This is a genomic window from Chitinophaga sp. (genome assembly GCF_036566945.1).
Classification (GTDB): domain Bacteria; phylum Bacteroidota; class Bacteroidia; order Chitinophagales; family Chitinophagaceae; genus Chitinophaga.
Window position 1 is genome coordinate 1 of sequence record NZ_DATCVJ010000219.1, and the last position, 16,498, is coordinate 16,498.

17 protein-coding genes are annotated in these 16,498 nt (G+C 45.6%); 10 read left to right on the forward strand and 7 right to left on the reverse strand.

The window, feature by feature from the left end; genetic code table 11:
- Positions 1-215 (forward strand): hypothetical protein (locus VIP81_RS06270; RefSeq protein ID WP_331957619.1); only part of this gene is annotated, 215 nt, incomplete at its 5' end.
- Between the two features lie 126 nt (positions 216-341).
- Positions 342-1,031 carry a hypothetical protein gene (locus VIP81_RS06275; RefSeq protein ID WP_331957620.1) on the forward strand — a complete coding sequence of 230 codons (690 nt, stop codon included), beginning with the start codon at positions 342-344 and terminating at the stop codon, positions 1,029-1,031.
- A 15-nt stretch (positions 1,032-1,046) separates the two neighbouring features.
- Here VIP81_RS06275 and VIP81_RS06280 read toward each other — a convergent pair whose 3' ends face one another.
- On the reverse strand, positions 1,047-1,631 hold the full coding sequence (locus VIP81_RS06280) for a hypothetical protein (RefSeq protein ID WP_331957621.1): 585 nt from the start codon (positions 1,629-1,631) through the stop codon (positions 1,047-1,049).
- A 200-nt stretch (positions 1,632-1,831) separates the two neighbouring features.
- On the opposite strand from VIP81_RS06280, the gene VIP81_RS06285 reads away from it, so the two are divergent.
- The 4 genes from VIP81_RS06285 to VIP81_RS06300 all read left to right on the forward strand — a co-directional run bounded on the left by VIP81_RS06285 (position 1,832) and on the right by VIP81_RS06300 (position 4,880).
- Positions 1,832-2,410 carry a porin family protein gene (locus VIP81_RS06285; RefSeq protein WP_331957622.1) on the forward strand — a complete coding sequence of 193 codons (579 nt, stop codon included), beginning with the start codon at positions 1,832-1,834 and terminating at the stop codon, positions 2,408-2,410.
- A 90-nt stretch (positions 2,411-2,500) separates the two neighbouring features.
- A complete protein-coding gene (locus VIP81_RS06290) occupies positions 2,501-3,358 on the forward strand; it encodes an AraC family transcriptional regulator (RefSeq protein WP_331957623.1) in 858 nt (285 codons plus the stop codon).
- Positions 3,359-3,421: 63 nt separating this feature from the next.
- Positions 3,422-3,820, forward strand: coding sequence for an ester cyclase (locus VIP81_RS06295; protein WP_331957624.1), 399 nt, complete (start codon positions 3,422-3,424; stop codon positions 3,818-3,820).
- A gap of 232 nt (positions 3,821-4,052) precedes the next feature.
- On the forward strand, positions 4,053-4,880 hold the full coding sequence (locus VIP81_RS06300) for a S66 peptidase family protein (RefSeq protein ID WP_414649302.1): 828 nt from the start codon (positions 4,053-4,055) through the stop codon (positions 4,878-4,880).
- Here VIP81_RS06300 and VIP81_RS06305 read toward each other — a convergent pair whose 3' ends face one another.
- Positions 4,881-6,206, reverse strand: a complete 1,326-nt coding sequence (locus tag VIP81_RS06305) for an NCS2 family permease (protein ID WP_331957626.1) — start codon at positions 6,204-6,206, stop codon at positions 4,881-4,883.
- A 52-nt stretch (positions 6,207-6,258) separates the two neighbouring features.
- Between VIP81_RS06305 and VIP81_RS06310 the strand changes: the two genes are divergently transcribed.
- The 3 genes from VIP81_RS06310 (at position 6,259) to VIP81_RS06320 (ending at position 10,493) form a co-directional block, all read left to right on the forward strand.
- The gene (locus VIP81_RS06310) at positions 6,259-8,709 is read left to right on the forward strand and encodes a ligase-associated DNA damage response DEXH box helicase (RefSeq protein ID WP_331957627.1); all 2,451 of its coding nucleotides are present in this window, start codon (positions 6,259-6,261) and stop codon (positions 8,707-8,709) included.
- A 41-nt stretch (positions 8,710-8,750) separates the two neighbouring features.
- Positions 8,751-9,398, forward strand: a complete 648-nt coding sequence (gene pdeM, locus VIP81_RS06315; RefSeq protein ID WP_331957628.1) for a ligase-associated DNA damage response endonuclease PdeM — start codon at positions 8,751-8,753, stop codon at positions 9,396-9,398.
- A 192-nt stretch (positions 9,399-9,590) separates the two neighbouring features.
- Complete coding sequence (locus VIP81_RS06320) at positions 9,591-10,493, forward strand: histone deacetylase (protein WP_331957629.1); 903 nt, start codon at positions 9,591-9,593, stop codon at positions 10,491-10,493.
- Between the two features lie 32 nt (positions 10,494-10,525).
- Here VIP81_RS06320 and VIP81_RS06325 read toward each other — a convergent pair whose 3' ends face one another.
- Positions 10,526-11,176: an ABC transporter ATP-binding protein gene (locus VIP81_RS06325; RefSeq protein WP_331957630.1), complete on the reverse strand. Its 651-nt coding sequence runs from the start codon at positions 11,174-11,176 to the stop codon at positions 10,526-10,528.
- Positions 11,177-11,276: 100 nt separating this feature from the next.
- Here VIP81_RS06325 and VIP81_RS06330 point away from each other — a divergent pair, with 100 nt between their 5' ends.
- The gene (locus VIP81_RS06330) at positions 11,277-11,498 is read left to right on the forward strand and encodes a DUF2795 domain-containing protein (protein WP_012794455.1); all 222 of its coding nucleotides are present in this window, start codon (positions 11,277-11,279) and stop codon (positions 11,496-11,498) included.
- A 203-nt stretch (positions 11,499-11,701) separates the two neighbouring features.
- Here the strand turns inward: VIP81_RS06330 and VIP81_RS06335 are convergent, their stop codons facing one another.
- The 4 genes from VIP81_RS06335 to VIP81_RS06350 all read right to left on the reverse strand — a co-directional run.
- Positions 11,702-12,514 (reverse strand): enoyl-ACP reductase FabI, encoded by an 813-nt coding sequence (locus VIP81_RS06335; RefSeq protein ID WP_133806347.1) that lies wholly within the window; start codon positions 12,512-12,514, stop codon positions 11,702-11,704.
- A gap of 270 nt (positions 12,515-12,784) precedes the next feature.
- Entirely contained in the window at positions 12,785-14,449 is a 1,665-nt protein-coding gene (recN, locus tag VIP81_RS06340) for a DNA repair protein RecN (protein WP_331957631.1), read from the reverse strand.
- Positions 14,450-14,481: 32 nt separating this feature from the next.
- Entirely contained in the window at positions 14,482-15,969 is a 1,488-nt protein-coding gene (locus tag VIP81_RS06345; RefSeq protein ID WP_331957632.1) for a tetratricopeptide repeat protein, read from the reverse strand.
- A 282-nt stretch (positions 15,970-16,251) separates the two neighbouring features.
- On the reverse strand, positions 16,252-16,498 hold a 247-nt coding region (locus VIP81_RS06350), incomplete at its 5' end, for a zinc ribbon domain-containing protein (protein WP_331957633.1).

Here is a 16,498-nt window from a genome sequence, read left to right on the forward strand (position 1 = left end):
TGGATTTTATTGATGATGAAGAAGTGAGTACCAACCAGGTTCATATATCAGGTGTTGTACTCAGCGCCGGATTAAGATTACCAGTGAAAAACAATTCTTTTGGCGTGCGGGTGGCGTATATGTTCAACAACAACCAATACAATCCGGACATCCCGGGCATGACCACGATCGGTATTGATTATAACATAGGAGTGAAGATTGGCAGATCCAAATAATCAAGCGAATACCGCCTGGATAAGTATACTGAAAATAACATGCGTTACGGGTAACTTAAACTCACTTTTGTCCGTCATATATCCATGAAATACTTATCCCTACCCCTTTTTGTATTGTTAAATTCCTTGTGTGTTACCACATCCGCCCAGACAAAGAATTCTTTTCAGCTGGCCATAGGCGTTGGCGGTATTGGTGCCGAACACCACATTGCCATGTTGTTTAATTTTGAACCAAGAATCAACCTGTTTGAATTCTCCGATAAATCAAGTTTATCCGTGGGTTCCAGTATTGGTGTAGGCCCTACGGGTACCAATGACTACCGCACAAAAAATATACAACCCAAACTAATTAACCTGCCCGAATTTGGCTATATGGTTAATCTGCCCGTCACCATCAATTATACTTTTGGTAATGGCGCTACGCCACGTGCGTATAAATATATGGGCTATTCTATAGGCGCCGGGTATGCCTGGCATGCTGCCAGCAGAAGGATTGATGCAGGTCCTGGCGTTGATACGACAACTATTCACGCCAATGGGCTGATTTGCGACACTAAAATTAACTTCCCGATAGGTAACTCCTCCTGGAGCCTGCATGCTTCCTACATGTTTAATTTCGCCAACATGAACCCGGACATAAATGGCATTAACAGCATTGCGCTACAGTATAACATTGGTTATCGCATTCGCAAGCGGGAAAAGATCGAACACTATAAACATGATCGCAAATACTACCAGGAAATCGATCGCCAAAACCGGGACCGAAAACTGCAGCAGTATTATGAAAAGAAAAAAAAGAAGAAAAGTGGTGAATAAGATCTCCCGAAAAAATTATTTCGTTACTGGAGTCATCACGTCAAAGCCTATATGAAAATCAAGGTATCCTGCCGCAGATTCTCCCGGATCAAATACTACCACCATAGAACAAACAGGCTTTTTACTGCGGGAATTAGACGTTTCAAAAGCAATACCCGTTTTAGTATCCTCATACACCGCAATGCGTCTTGCCTTGTTGGCCGATTCATAAGTTTGTACTAACTGAACACCCGGATAAGCTTTTTTAATAGCAGCTATGGTGCTGCCTGCACCAACTCCCTTTGCGGTTCTGAATCGGGGGGAATTTACACGGATTTGTTTTACATATTGGGTATCCTGTGTACGCATAGCGGTAAATACTGCCAGCATATGTGAAGAATCAATGCTCTTATCTTTTTTACGACTGTACCAGATACGCCATGCTTTCATCATAGCAGCATCTCCCCCATCCGGCTTACCCAATACAGCCAGGCTTTGTGCAGGAGCTTCCAGCTTTATCTGACCAATAGACTTTCCCGGAACTATTGACCATGCCGAATTTTGAGCGTAAGCAACCCTTGATAACAGCAACGCAAACAACCCTATTATCATGTATCGCATATCATAACAATTTGAATGAGGGTGACAAAAATGCTGCCACTATCACAAGATAATTTTATTATATATAAAAGTTAAAAGGATGCGAAAAAAAACGCGTAAGGATTTCCTTAACATTTACGCCTATAATTTTACGCTTGTAAGGCCTTACGAAAATACCTATTCATAAACTGTAACTCTTAATTATCCAACAACTCTAACAAATGAAAAAAGCACTATTGCTGCTGCTGCCCTTTACGGCAGCAGCCCTGGCTACCCATGCGCAAGAAGTTAGCTACGGTATAAAAGGTGGTCTCAATCTATCTAATGACATTCTCTTCTTTGACCGCTATCATCCGGCATTTTATGGTGGTGGTTTTGCGGAACTGAAGTTTAATAAACACCTGGCTTTTCAGGCTGATTTATTGTTTGCAAAATCAGGCAGCTATTCTAAATATGATTACGATAATGTTCGTTATTTCGACAAAAAAACACAAGGCTATCTCAACATTCCGGTAATGGTGAAATACTATATCACGCCTAAACTATTCGTGGAAGCGGGTCCGGAAGCAGGCATACTATTTTATGCAAACGAGGAGACTGAAAAATACAAAACAAGCACCAGGGAAAGATTCAGAAAAACAAGTCTGAATGCCGGCGCCGGCATCGGTTACAAATTACCATTCGGCCTGGGCATCAACGCCAGATATATGTTTGGCGTAAGTAACAAATCAGAAGGTGGAAGTCTGTATACCAGCAATTTACAGGTTGGTATGAACTACACCTTCAAAAGAAAAAAATAATCCGGCCGCATCCATTGATTGTAAAGCCCTTCTGCTTAAACGCCAGAGGGGCTCTTTTTTTAACTGACGGAATACTTTAATTTTGATACTATGTTACTCAAATTCCCAAAAGATCAGGACGGACAGCAGATCCTTAAAGTTGGCAACACACATTATGCGATGCTGAAACAACGCAGCATGGCCAGTAAACGCACCATTTTCCTGAATGAAAATGTGATGATCTTTGTATTGTCGGGGTATAAGTTACTACACTTCGACCGTCATACCGTGAAGGTAGAAGCAGGCTCCCTGCTACTGATGAAACGTGGGTTTTATGTGATGTCTGATTTTGTGGAAGATGGACTTAATTTTGAAAGCCTGTTAATTTATTTTTCAGACGAACAACTGCGCAGATTTCTGCATAAATTCAATTACACTACGCCGGTAAAATCCAACATAAGCGATCACCTCACACTACCTTTAAACCCACTGCTGGACGCCTTCCGGGAACAATACCTTTCTTACTTTACACAAACCCCGTCCACGCTGGCCGCTTTGTTATCCGTAAAACTATATGAGGTATTCCTGTTGCTGCTGGCCACTCCGCAACAATCGTCCATCCTCGCATTTATGCAGCAGATTGTGTATGCACAGCCATCAGACATTGCATTTGTGGTAAAGCAACATTTATTTCAGCCGTTAACATTGCCCGAACTGGCTAAACTATCGGGGCGTAGTCTGGCTTCTTTCAAACGTGATTTCCAACAACAATACCAGGCTGCCCCCAAACGCTGGATCAATGAACAAAGATTAGCCTACGCACAAACACTGTTGCAAACCACACCCAAGCAGGTGGCTGAAATAGCGCTGGAATGCGGCTTTGAAAGCACCTCGCATTTTATCCGCATCTTCAAACAAACCTACGGTACCACTCCTAATAGCGAAAGAGCTAAAAAGGCTATTATCTGAGCTATTCGCGTTATCAGCCACTACTATTCCTGCTGTAATTTTGTAGCTATAAAAAACAATAGCATGCAAACAGTACAAGAAAAAAACAAAGCAGTAGTAAGGCGTTTCAACGAAGCATTTATTATTAACGGCGACCTGCAGGCATTTAAAGAAATAGTGGCCCCTGATTTCATTAACCACACCGGACCTGTTGGTAATAACGACGCTGCCGCCACCGGCGATTTTATTATCAAATTACTGCGTCCTGCTTTCCCGGATATTCAACTGGAAATTTTTGATATGATAGCGGAAGATGACAAAGTAGTTACCCATAAAGCTTTTACGGGCACCTTCAGCGCGCCTTTCATGGGACAACAACCTACCGGCAAAAAAGCGACCCTCCGCATTATAGATATTGTACAATTGAAAGATGAACAATACATTGCCCACTGGTCTATACGCGAAATAACAACAACCGCCTGATTTGCCAAATTATGCTTATTTTAAGCGTATGAACCGCAAACATTTTCTGTCTGCCCTTGTTACTGCCGGCGCCGGGTTACCGGCCCTGCAAACACTTGCAGGCATTGGATTACCGGCCGTTTCAGATAAGAAGGAACCACTGGTCCCTCCTTATCTGAAACCCGGTGATATCATTGGCATTACCTGTCCTGCCGGATATATCAAAAGAGAAGAAATACAACCCGCTATCCGTATTATGGAAAGCTGGGGATTTAATATTCGTATAGGCAAAACCGTAGGGGACCGCGACTTTAGTTTTGGCGGTACCGATGCAGAAAGACTGGCAGACCTGCAGGCCATGCTCAATGATGAAGATATTAAAGCCATCATGTGTGGCCGCGGCGGTTATGGCACCGCACGCATCGTTGACCAGCTCGAGTTTTCCCGGTTTCAACGCAAACCTAAATGGGTGATTGGCTTCAGCGACGCCACCGTACTGCATTGCCATATCAGCCGCCATTTTGGTATTGCATCCCTGCATTCCAAAATGTGCAATAGCTTCCCGGACGATTTCGGGAAAGCAGAACCCATTATACAAGACACCATCATGTCTATTTACCAGGCACTCACCGGTAAAAAAATGCAATATAGCACCGCACCGGATCCCCTTAACCGCAAAGGGAAAGCCCGGGGCATACTCACCGGCGGCAACCTGTCCATCATTCAAAGTATGTCGGCCACCAACTCTGAAATAGATACCAATGGTAAAATATTATTCCTGGAAGAAGTAGGCGAATATCCGTATAGCCTTGACCGTATGTTGGGTACATTACAACGCTCCCATAAACTGGATAATCTCGCCGGCCTGATCATCGGCGGATTTAACCGGATCAAACCGGACGATCCCGGCGAAGAATTTGGCAGAACGATTTATGACATGGTACTCGAAAAAGTGCAGCGTTTCAATTTCCCGGTTTGTTTCAATTTCCCGGTAGGGCATCAGAAAAACAATTACGCCCTCAAATGCGGTATGATGCATACCCTGAGCGTAAATGATGATACGGTTACCCTGAAGGAATAATTATTTCACCAGAAAAGTGATGATAAATAATACCGCCAGCACGTACATCACAGGGCTGATGCTTTTATACTGTCCGGTTAATACCTTCAGTAACACATAAGATAACATACCAAATACAATGCCCTCTGCAATACTGTAACTATAAGGCATCATCACAATGGCCAGAAAAGCTGGAATGGCTTCTGTTACATCATTAAAATCAATTTTTGTAACGGCGCCCATCATCAACATGCCTACAATAATCAAAGCAGGTGCTGTAGCCGCCTGTGGGATCATGGCAAAAACAGGCGCAAAAAACAGCGACAACAAAAACATGATAGCAACGGTAAAAGAAGTCAAACCGGTTTTACCACCGGCCGCAATACCGCTGGCGCTTTCTACATAAGCAGTTACCACACTGGTGCCTAATAATCCGGCGGCCGTAGTACCCACTGCATCGGCCATCAATGCCTGCTTGGCGCGGGGTAACCGACCATTTTCATCCAGCAATCCTGCTTTGTTACATAACCCGATCAGTGTACCTACGGTATCAAAAAGATTCACCATCAGCAGCGTAAACAGGATCATCACCATATCCAGCGTAAATATTTTATCAAATTGCAGCTTAAAAGCCACCGGCGCCAGCGAGGGCGGTAAACTTACCAGATGCCCATTGGCAGGAAGATGGGTGATACCCAGAGGAATACCAATCACCGTGGCCGCCAGAATACCAATCAGCAAGGCAGCATTTATATTTCTATACATCAGCACTGCGCTCACAATCAATCCTATCAACGCAATCAACGGACCTATGCTGGTGATATCACCCATCTTCAGAATCACACCGTCCAGCTTACCTTCTCCTACATGATGCATACCCGTTTCTATAATGCCTGCGTTGGCCATCCCGATCAGGGCAATCAGCAAGCCTATCCCCACGGAAATAGCATGTTTCAGGTTTTCGGGAATGCTGTTGATGATCGCCTCCCGGATCCTGAACATCGAAAGAAAAATAAAAATGATCCCCTCCAGGAAAACGGCCGTCAGCGCAAACTGCCAGGTATATCCCATAGACGACACGATGGTATAAGCGAAAAAAGCATTCAGCCCCATGCCCGGCGCCACGCCTATAGGCAGTTTGGCATACAGCGCCATCACAAGGGTACCAATAGCAGCGGCCAGTGCAGTGGCCGTAATCAGTGCATTAAAATCCATCCCCGTGCGGGAAAGGATGCTGGGATTCACGGCCAGTATATATGCCATCGTGGAAAAGGTAGTTAACCCTGCCAGTACTTCTTTCTTAACCGTCGTGTTATGTTCGGAGAGCTTGAAAAATTTTGCGAGCATGCTGCAAAAATAAGCGTTTCGCGATTTATCATTTTATACTAATTTCATTCCTATGCAACAACGTTCGGGTGGATGGAAGGTGATCAACAAATGGTTGGGCGACAAAGAACTGAAGCCCTTTAAATTTCAGGAAGATGCCTGGAAGGCTTATCTGCAGGGCAAATCCGGCATTGTAAATGCGCCCACCGGATTCGGAAAAACCTTTTCCCTGTTCCTCGGCACCATCATCGCCTGGATAGATGCCCATCCGAAAGACTATACCCACAAAACAAAAAACGGTTTACAGCTGCTATGGGTAACGCCCCTGCGCGCCCTGGCGAAAGACCTGGGCCGGGCCATGGAAACAGCCTTGCAGGAACTGAACGTGCCCTGGCAGGTAGGCATTCGTAGCGGCGATACTTCCGTTGCTCTCCGGGCTGCGCAAAAGAAACAAATGCCCGAAGTACTCATCATTACCCCCGAAAGCTTACACCTGCTGCTGGGTCAGAAAGAATACCCCAAAGTATTCTCCCACCTGCATACGGTGGTGGTAGATGAGTGGCATGAACTAATGGGCAGCAAACGCGGTGTGATGGTGGAACTGGCCCTTAGCCGGCTGAAAGGGCTGCGCGGGGATCAATTGAAAATATGGGGTATCTCGGCTACCATCGGTAACCTGGAGGAAGCCCTGGAAGTATTACTGGGAGGCTGGCACAACGATGGCATCATTATACGTGCTAAACTAAAAAAGAAAATTGCCCTCAAAAGCGTGATTCCCCAAGAAATAGAAAACTATCCGTGGGCAGGTCATCTCGGGCTCAAAATGTTGCCGCAGGCACTACCCATTATTCACGAAAGTCAAACCACGCTTATATTTACCAATACCCGTTCCCAATCGGAGCGGTGGTACCAGTCGTTATTAGTGGAAGATCCTATGTTGGCGGGCGCGCTGGCATTACACCACGGCTCTATAGACATGGAGTTGCGCATCTGGGTGGAAGAAGCCCTGCACAACGGTATCCTGAAGGCGGTGGTATGTACGGCCAGCCTCGATCTGGGCGTGGATTTCCGGCCGGTAGACAGTGTTATACAGGTAGGCAGTCCCAAGGGAGTGGCCCGGTTCCTGCAAAGGGCCGGCCGTAGCGGACATCAGCCTGGCGCCGTGAGCAAAATATTTTTCCTGCCCACCCATGCGCTGGAACTGGTAGAAGCAGCGGCGCTGAAAGCTGCTATGGAGCAGGATCTTATTGAAAGTAAAATGCCGGTTATACTGGCGTACGATGTACTGCTGCAATACCTGATGACATTGGCGGTATCCGAAGGATTTTATGCTGCTGACATCTGGGAGGAAGTACGACATACTTTCTGTTATCAACATATTACGGAAGATGACTGGCAATGGCTGCTCGCCTTCCTCACTACCGGCGGCGATGCTTTGGCCAGTTATGATGAATTCAAAAAAATAGAACGCGAAGGCGATTTTTATATCTGCCGTAGCCGTATGATGGCCATGCGCCACCGGTTACACATTGGTACCATTGTGAGCGATGCCATGCTGAAAGTAAAGTTTATGACCGGCGGCTACGTCGGTGTGATTGAAGAAGGATTCATTTCCCGTCTGCAGGTAGGCGATTCCTTTACATTGGCAGGCCGCAACCTGGAATACGTGCTGATAAAAGATATGACGGTGCTGGTACGCAAGTCAAATTCAAAAAAATCTATTGTGCCCAGCTATCAGGGCGGGCGTATTCCGCTCTCGTCTAACCTGGGCCGCATGCTGCGGGAAAAATTCAATGAAGCACTGTCACGCAACACCAAAGATCCGGAGCTACTGGCTTTACAACCGTTGTTCAACCTGCAGGAAGAACTATCACATATTCCCAAAGCCAACGAATTACTGATTGAGCAAATACAGACCCAGGACGGATATCATCTCTTCGTATATCCCTTTGAAGGACGGCTGGTACATGAAGTGATGGCGGCCTTGCTGGCCTACCGGATCAGCCGTATACAGCCCATTACATTCTCCATTGCCATGAACGACTATGGTTTTGAGCTGCTTTCTGACCAGCCTATTCCGCTTACCCATGCCAATGCAAAACAGCTTTTCTCTACCGATAACCTGCTCACAGAATTACAAACCAGCGTTAATGCCACGGAAATGGCCCGGCGCAAGTTCCGCGACATCGCCGTCATCGCCGGCCTTATATTCCAGGGTTATCCCGGAAAACACAAAGCTAACCGGCACCTGCAATCATCTGCCTCTTTGCTGTTTAACGTGTTTGGCGATTATGATCCACAGAACCTTCTGCTGAAACAGGCTTTCAACGAAGCCTTCTTTTACCAGATGGAGGAAGCCCGTCTGCGAGAAACGCTGGAGCGTATCGCCGTCAGCAAAATCATCATCACCTTTCCCCAGCGGTTAACACCTTTCTGCTTCCCTATTAAGGTGGATAGCCTGCGTGATACCATGACCAGCGAAAAACTGGAAGACCGTATCAAAAAATTGATCACGAACGGTTAAGAATTCAATAATTTGCAGGGCATTTAAAAACAGTAGCTTCAGTGGTCGGGGAAATATTTCACTTTCAGCAACAGCATTGGCACTTATTGCCCCAGCGGGCAATTTTTTGGGAAGAAGAAAAAGCGCTGATCCTTTCAGATCTGCACCTGGGAAAGGCGGCTCATTTTCGCAAAGCCGGTATTGCAGTTCCCGCGGGCATTGTACAGGAAGATCTTTTTCGCTTGCAACAGCTGATTACCCACTATCTTCCTTCACGGATCATTATTGTGGGAGATATGTTCCATAGCAGTGAAAACAATGAAGTGCAATATTTCAGGATCTGGCGCCAGCAATTTTCCCATATCACCGTGGATCTGGTAAAAGGCAATCACGATATTATGCCGGAAACGGTATACGATCAATTGCAGATCCGGGTACACGAAACCCTTACCCTCCGTAATATTCATTTTATCCACGAGCCTTGTGAAGATAACAATGGCTATCAGTATACTTTTTCCGGTCATTTACACCCGGCATTTGTGATGCATGGCGCCGGGAAGCAGCGGTTGCGTTTACCCTGCTTTTATTTTGGCCCGCATTGCGGCATTTTACCCGCTTTTGGGCACTTTACCGGCTCGGCCAACCTTGACCCCGCAGCAGCGGATCCGGTGTTTGTAATCGCCGGAAAATCGATTATCCGGGCACAGTGATAATTGGGGAGATGAATGTTGGGGATTGGGAAATATTGTAGGGAGATGGTAATGCAGGATTCCGCAACGATGCCCGGGGATTTTTTCACGGAGATGATAGCACGGGATTATCCCGGTAAAAAGGGCAGCCGATATCTGTTGCAATGTTCCCTGTCCGGATTTTGCACAGCAGCCAGCCACGACTATTTTTTTATGAAGATTGCTTATCACGATATATACACGCATCCTTTACCGGAAGATCACCGCTTCCCGATGCTCAAATACGAACTGATACCGGCCCAGCTGTTACGCGAAGGCGTTATCACATCCGGACAGCTATTTATGCCGGCGCCAGCCGCGGCAGCCACTATTCTGCTTACGCATACCGCTTCCTACTGGCAAAAGCTAACAGAACAAACCCTTTCTCCCAGAGAACAGCGGAAAATCGGGTTTCCCCAATCCCCTTCTCTCACTATGAGAGAGATCGTGATTGCACAGGGCACTATAGACATTGCTTTACATGCCCTTGAACATGGCATTGGCTTTAATGTGGCCGGTGGCACGCACCACGCCTTTGCAGATCATGGGGAAGGCTTTTGTTTATTAAACGACTTTGCCGTAGCGGCCAACTACCTGTTACATCAGCAACTGATCAAAAAGGCGCTCATCATAGACCTGGACGTGCACCAGGGCAATGGTACCGCAGCACTCTTTGCCAATAACGCCGATGTATACACGTTTAGCATGCATGGAGCGCATAATTACCCTTTTCATAAAGAAGTATCTGACTGGGACATTCCACTGGCCGATGGAATGGATACAGCTACTTACCTGCGATTGCTGGAAAACGCGCTACCGGTGCTGATAGACCGCGCAAAACCTGATATTGTTTTTTACCTGTCAGGGGTAGATATTTTGTCTACCGACAAATTCGGGAAACTGAAAGTAACGCAGCAAGGCTGCCTGGAGCGGGATGAAATGGTTTTCCGGGAGCTAAAAAAGCGCCAGCTCCCCTGTGCCGTAGCCATGGGAGGCGGTTATTCCACACATATCCGGGATATTGTGAATGCGCATTGTAATACGTTTAAAGCGGGGATCAGTATCTACGGTTACTAAGTTTATCACCCACAGGTATTGCAACATCCTCTTTAAATAATCTTTCCATCCCGCATTACCAGCTGCCGGTCGCTCATGGGCGCCAGTTCTTCATTGTGCGTAACTATGATGAAGGTTTGCTGTAGTTTGTCGCGAAGTTCCAGGAAGAGGTTATGCAGTTCACGGGCGTTCCGGGAATCGAGGTTACCCGTTGGTTCATCTGCCATGACTACATCCGGATCATTGATGAGGGCCCGTGCTACGGCCACTCTTTGTTGTTCTCCTCCGGAAAGGGCGTTGGGTTTATGTTCGAGCCTGTCTTTTAATCCGAGTGTTTCCAGCAGGAAGACCGCTTTATCTTTGACCTGTGCTTTCCGTGTGCCGGCGATATAGCCGGGGATACAAACATTTTCGAGTGCAGTGAATTCCGGCAACAGGTGGTGAAACTGGAAAATAAAGCCAATATGACGGTTCCTGAAATCGGCCAGGGCATTCCCCTTTAAACCCGTCAGATTGACATTATTAAGCCATACTTCGCCAGCAGTGGGCGTGTCCAGTGTTCCCAGGATATGCAGCAAGGTACTCTTGCCGGCTCCGGAAGATCCAACGATGGTCACAATCTCTCCCTTACTGACAGTAATGTCTACCCCTTTTAATATGGGTAAATTGGAATAATTTTTGGTAACATTGCGGGCGGTTAGCATAACCCAAAGAAAAGTAATTAACCGATAAAATAGTAAAAGTTGTTTATTTCAAATTAAATAATACTTTTGCGAAAAATTAAAAAGTAAAAATTTTAATAAGATGTACTGGACATTAGAATTAGCTTCATACCTGGAGGACGCTCCATGGCCAGCTACTAAAGACGAACTTATCGACTACGCCATTCGTTCCGGTGCACCGATCGAAGTAATCGAAAACCTTCAGGAGCTGGAGGATGAGGGAGAAATTTATGAGGGGATTGAAGATATCTGGTCTGATTATCCGTCGCAGGACGACTTCTTCTTTAATGAAGATGAATATTAGCCAGCGTCGCTGACCGCACGCTCCCGTTCCTGCTACGAGAAAATATTTCAAAGCCGCTTCCACTATGGGAGTGGCTTTTTTTGGGTACAGACGCCGGAAAATATAAAGCAAAAAGCTATTGTAGCGAATACCCAGGCGATTTTTAATAGTCGCGCTGTTCATTCGCTACAATAGCTTTTTGTTGTATATTTTCCGTTTTTTGCCTATTTCTCCATCTGATCAATCACTGGCTTAGACACCCCTGTGAAGGAGAATCCACCATCATGGAACAGGTTCTGCATAGTAACCATTTTGGTAAGGTCAGAGAACATCGCCACTGCGTAGTTAGCACATTCGTCTGAAGTAGCATTACCCAGCGGACTCATTGCATCTGCATAGGTCATAAAGCCGTCGAAGCCTTTTACGCCACCACCTGCAGTTGTTTTAACAGGAGACTGGGAAATGGTATTAACACGTACTTTTTTAGCGGTACCATAGTGGTAACCAAAGCTGCGCGCAATTGATTCCAGCAGGGCTTTAGCATCCGCCATTTCGCCGTAGTCAGGGAATACCCGCTGTGACGCGATATAAGACAATGCAATTACCGATGCCCATTCGTTCAAAGCATCCAGTTTGTAAGCTGTTTGCAGTACGCGGTGCAATGACATCGCAGAGATATCAAATGTTTTGTGATTAAAATCGTAATCCAGATCAGTATAGCTTCTGCCTTTACGAATATTCATACCCATTGCTACGGAGTGGAGAACGAAGTCGATCTTACCACCAAAGTGCTCCATAGATTTGTTGAACAGGTTGGCCAGATCATCCATATTGGTTACATCCGCCGGAATTACAGGTGCTTTACAGGTTTCCGCCAGTTTGTTGATCTCACCCATACGCAGGGCAATAGGGGCGTTGGTAAGCACAATTTCAGCGCCTTCTTCCACACAACGCAGTGCAGTTCTCCATGCAATAGACTTTTCGTCCAGTGCGCCGAAGATGATACCTTTCTTCCCTTTTAATAAGTTATGAGCCATTTGGTCAAAATTAATTTCGGCAAAAATAGTCGTTATAGTTGAAAAAAAAAGCTGTTAGCTCTCAGCGAGGAGCTTTTGGCCTGTTTATCACAGACGAATGGCTTATCACTGAAGGCTAACAGCTGAATATCTGCGGGCTACTCCTTAATATTGGCTACTGCTTTATGATATTGATAAAAGAGTAGGAATATTAAAGGCGTATCATCCGATTTCCCATATTGTCTTATTCCATCCTATATAATCTAACAGCTAAAAGCTAACTGCTAAAAGCTATATACTTACAGCTCCCGTCAGCATTTCCCTGGCGTTTTCCAGTGCAGCCGCAGTAGGTCTTTCCCCACTCAGCATCTGTGCAATCTTATTCACCCGCTCTTCTTCCGACAGTAAACGTACGCTGGTGGTTACTTTATCTGCTTTAGCATCTTTATATACAAAGTAATGCGCATCTGCTTTACCGGCTATTTGTGGCTGATGCGTGATACAGATGATCTGGTGAGATTTCGCCAGGTCCTTCAGGATCACACCTACCTGCCGGGCTGCTTCTCCGGAAATACCGGTATCGATTTCATCGAAGATCATGGTAGGTAAGGCTACCGACTGTGCCACCAACGATTTGATACAAAGCATCAAACGACTCAGTTCTCCCCCGGAAGCTACTTTGCCTACCGGTGCAAACTGGTTGCTCTTGTTGGCGTCAAATAAAAATTCAATGGTATCTTGTCCGTAAGGATTCAGTTCCCCTACGACAATATCTACTTTCAGGCGGGCATTAGGCATGCCTACCTGCGCCAGCAATGTATTAACATGCTTTTCGAAAGGAACGGATTGTTCCTGTCTTTGTGCCGTAATAACAGCGGCGCTTTGTTGCAGACTTTCTTTCAGGCGTGCCTGCTCCAGTTCCAGGGTAGCCAGTTGCTCGTCCAGGTTCAGTACATCCTCTACTTTAATCGCCAACGCATCTTTGATGGCCAGCAATTCATCGGTAGTGTGTACCCCATGTTTCTTGAACAGGCGATAACCCAATGCCATCCGCTCGTTCACTACTTCTATCCGTTGCGCATCATACTGTACCTGGTCATTAATACTCTCTACTTCTCCTGCAATATCCTGCAGTTCCAGGTAGGTGGATAATAAACGTTCTGATACCGCCGGCATCTCTTTATGAAAGCCTGCGAGTGCTTGCAGGGAGGATTGTAGTTGTTTTAATTGCTGCAAAATAGGCTGCTCATCTTCTTTCAGCTGAAAGTAAACACGGTTCAGCGTGTTCTTGATTTCTTCCGCATGACTCAAGGTTTGCAATTCTATTTCCAGGTCTTCTATTTCCTGTGGGCTGAAACCCGCTTCAGATAGCTCATCCAGCAGGAAACGGTTATAATCCAGTTCCTTGTTGGCGCTATCCCGGTTATCGAAGAGTTGTTTATATTTTTTTTGTACCTGCACATACTGTACAAATACCTGATGGTATTGCTGCAGTGCTGCCGGTTTATTCACCAGGGCATCAATCACTTCCCGTTGAAAATCTGCATTGCCCAGTGCCAGTGTATCGAACTGCTGATGCAGGTCTACCAGGTAGCCGCTTAACTCCGTTAACTGGGAATTATTGACGGGGGTATCATTTACAAAAGCCCTTGATTTACCGGTAGCACTCACTTCTCTCCGGATAATGAGCTGATCTTCCAGGTCCAGTTCATGTTGCTGAAAAAAGGCAGCTACCTGGGATTTTTTTACTTTAAAAAATCCTTCGATAATACATTTACCTGTTTTATCGAATAATACGCCCGGGTCGGCCCTTTCTCCCAGGATCAGGGAAATGGCGCCTAATAGTATAGATTTACCTGCACCGGTTTCTCCGGTGATCACATTCAGGTTCCCTGAAAAGTCAACTTCCAGGTGATCGATAATTGCGTAATTCTTGATCGTTAATCGCTGTAACATAAGTAAGGAAATTCCTTTATGATGTTGAAAGCTTAGGTTCCATTTACCCGCTGAATGCCTGCTTTGGCACGCTGGTCAAGGGAATTCTTATAATCATGCCCTTTCATGCTCAGACAACGCTGATAACATTCCAGAGCTTTGGCTTTTTCGTTTCTCTTTTCGTAAATGTAACCCATTTGAAGCGAAGCCCTCGCCGCATAATATTCCGGCCGGTTGCTGCCCACTTTAACGGTTACATCATACATGGCAATCGCCTGGTCATCTTGTCCGCTTTCATCGTAAATACGCCCTAAACGGTAAGCATATTCCAGTTTATCTTCCATGGCCGGGAAATCGGCTGCTTTCCTGGTGAGCAGCATACTCAGCGCCTTCGGGAAATATCCGCCATCGCTCAGCAACCGTACCCGCAGTAAAAAAGGATTAGGCCATTTACCGGCTTTCGCCTCTTTCAGCGCCTGTTTGTCTGCATCCGTTTCCAATCCACCTTTCGTCATAATCATGGCCCGGTACTTATCTGCTGATGCCTGATCTCCTTCCAGGTAATAATACCAGCTCAATCGCTGTAAACACTCCTTCACATAAAATTTACCCTTGAAATTATTGACAAACCGCTCCAGGTAGATGTGTGCATCTGTATCCAGTCTTGTTAGTTTTAATAACCCCATTACATAATTGTAATACTGGATATCCGCATATTCTGCGGTGTCGTTCCGCTCCTGTAAGACCTTTAAGCCTATTGCCGCCTTCTGGTTATTCAATGACAGGTTAGCCACCATCAGGGCAAACAGGTAATTATTTTTAGTATCCAGCTGCTTCCGTTGCAAAAACTCCCAGGTATCTTCCGGTTTGTTCACAATAAAAAGCATCAGGTAACAATAGTAGTAATAAGACTCTTCCCTGAACATTTTTGCTTCGGGGGCATTGCTCTCAATGAACTTATTCACATTGCCCATCCCATCTTTTATGCTCCCTTTCAACCCCAGGATATTGGTGATCCATTTATAACCTTCCGGGATCGTACCAAACACTGTTTGCATAGCACCCAATAAAAGGTTGTTGGGTACAAAGTTGGGAAAACGCTGTTGGTTCTCTTTCAGCATCATGTACGCTTTCCGGATTTCCCAGGTGGCGTCCCATTTCTCATCAAACTTTATCTTGATCAGCGCCCACTGAAACTTGATAGCTGCCTGCGTATACAGGTAATAAGGAGAGTCCTCTGAACCTTCCGCCATCTTATCCAGCCGGAAAGAACGCAAACTTCTTTTCCGGGAATATTCTGCCGGATCTTCATTAAAGAAGAGCGGAAAAAAATCTGCATAGTTATCCAGAAAATAAGGCGCCAGGTTATCCGGATGCTCTTTCTTCTCTGCTTCCAGCAAAGCCCTGCCCGTAGTAAGACGCAATTGCATAATGGCATCATATGCCTGCTCACAACGGGTATTGAAATCAAATACTTTCTGCCTGGCACTAACGTTCAACCCTACACTCAAACAAAGCAACAATGAAAAAATAATACGCATACGGGGAAAAATTCCAGAAATTAAAGGCCAAATCTCACATATCATCTTCCAAATCCCAAATAACAATTCACATTTTTTAAAGTTGCATTGCCCCATCCAATTCCCTGCCACAAAATAAAAGAACTACTACGCAAGGTACCTGCGTAAAGGCACCGGACACAAAGCTAATATAATTAGTAAAACAAAACTAAATAAATTAGTATATTTTTTTACACGTATACCCAAACGAAAAAAGGGCATCCTAAGATGCCCTTTAAAATTCTTATATCTGACTTCGTTTGATTAGATCGTCACGGTTGCTTCCAGGTCATTATCTACCAGGATACGGCCACAATGCTCGCAAACGATGATCTTCTTGTGCTGACGGATTTCTGCCTGACGCTGAGGCGGAATAGCATTGAAGCAACCACCACAGGAATCACGCTCTACTGTTACCACAGCCAGACCGTTACGGTAGTTCTTACGGATTTTTTCGTAAGCCTGCAGTAAACGTGGATCTACCTTGGTTTTAGCATCTTCACTTTCTTTA

Excerpts from the sequence above, each read along its gene's own strand:
- VIP81_RS06280 (WP_331957621.1), bottom strand. The coding sequence starts at position 1,631 with ATGCGATACATGATAATAGGGTTGTTTGCGTTGCTGTTATCAAGGGTT.
- VIP81_RS06285 (WP_331957622.1), top strand. The coding sequence starts at position 1,832 with ATGAAAAAAGCACTATTGCTGCTGCTGCCCTTTACGGCAGCAGCCCTG.
- VIP81_RS06290 (WP_331957623.1), top strand. The coding sequence starts at position 2,501 with ATGTTACTCAAATTCCCAAAAGATCAGGACGGACAGCAGATCCTTAAA.
- VIP81_RS06295 (WP_331957624.1), top strand. The coding sequence starts at position 3,422 with ATGCAAACAGTACAAGAAAAAAACAAAGCAGTAGTAAGGCGTTTCAAC.
- VIP81_RS06305 (WP_331957626.1), bottom strand. The coding sequence starts at position 6,206 with ATGCTCGCAAAATTTTTCAAGCTCTCCGAACATAACACGACGGTTAAG.
- VIP81_RS06310 (WP_331957627.1), top strand. The coding sequence starts at position 6,259 with ATGCAACAACGTTCGGGTGGATGGAAGGTGATCAACAAATGGTTGGGC.
- VIP81_RS06320 (WP_331957629.1), top strand. The coding sequence starts at position 9,591 with ATGAAGATTGCTTATCACGATATATACACGCATCCTTTACCGGAAGAT.
- VIP81_RS06325 (WP_331957630.1), bottom strand. The coding sequence starts at position 11,176 with ATGCTAACCGCCCGCAATGTTACCAAAAATTATTCCAATTTACCCATA.
- VIP81_RS06330 (WP_012794455.1), top strand. The coding sequence starts at position 11,277 with ATGTACTGGACATTAGAATTAGCTTCATACCTGGAGGACGCTCCATGG.
- VIP81_RS06335 (WP_133806347.1), bottom strand. The coding sequence starts at position 12,514 with ATGGCTCATAACTTATTAAAAGGGAAGAAAGGTATCATCTTCGGCGCA.
- recN (WP_331957631.1), bottom strand. The coding sequence starts at position 14,449 with ATGTTACAGCGATTAACGATCAAGAATTACGCAATTATCGATCACCTG.
- VIP81_RS06345 (WP_331957632.1), bottom strand. The coding sequence starts at position 15,969 with ATGCGTATTATTTTTTCATTGTTGCTTTGTTTGAGTGTAGGGTTGAAC.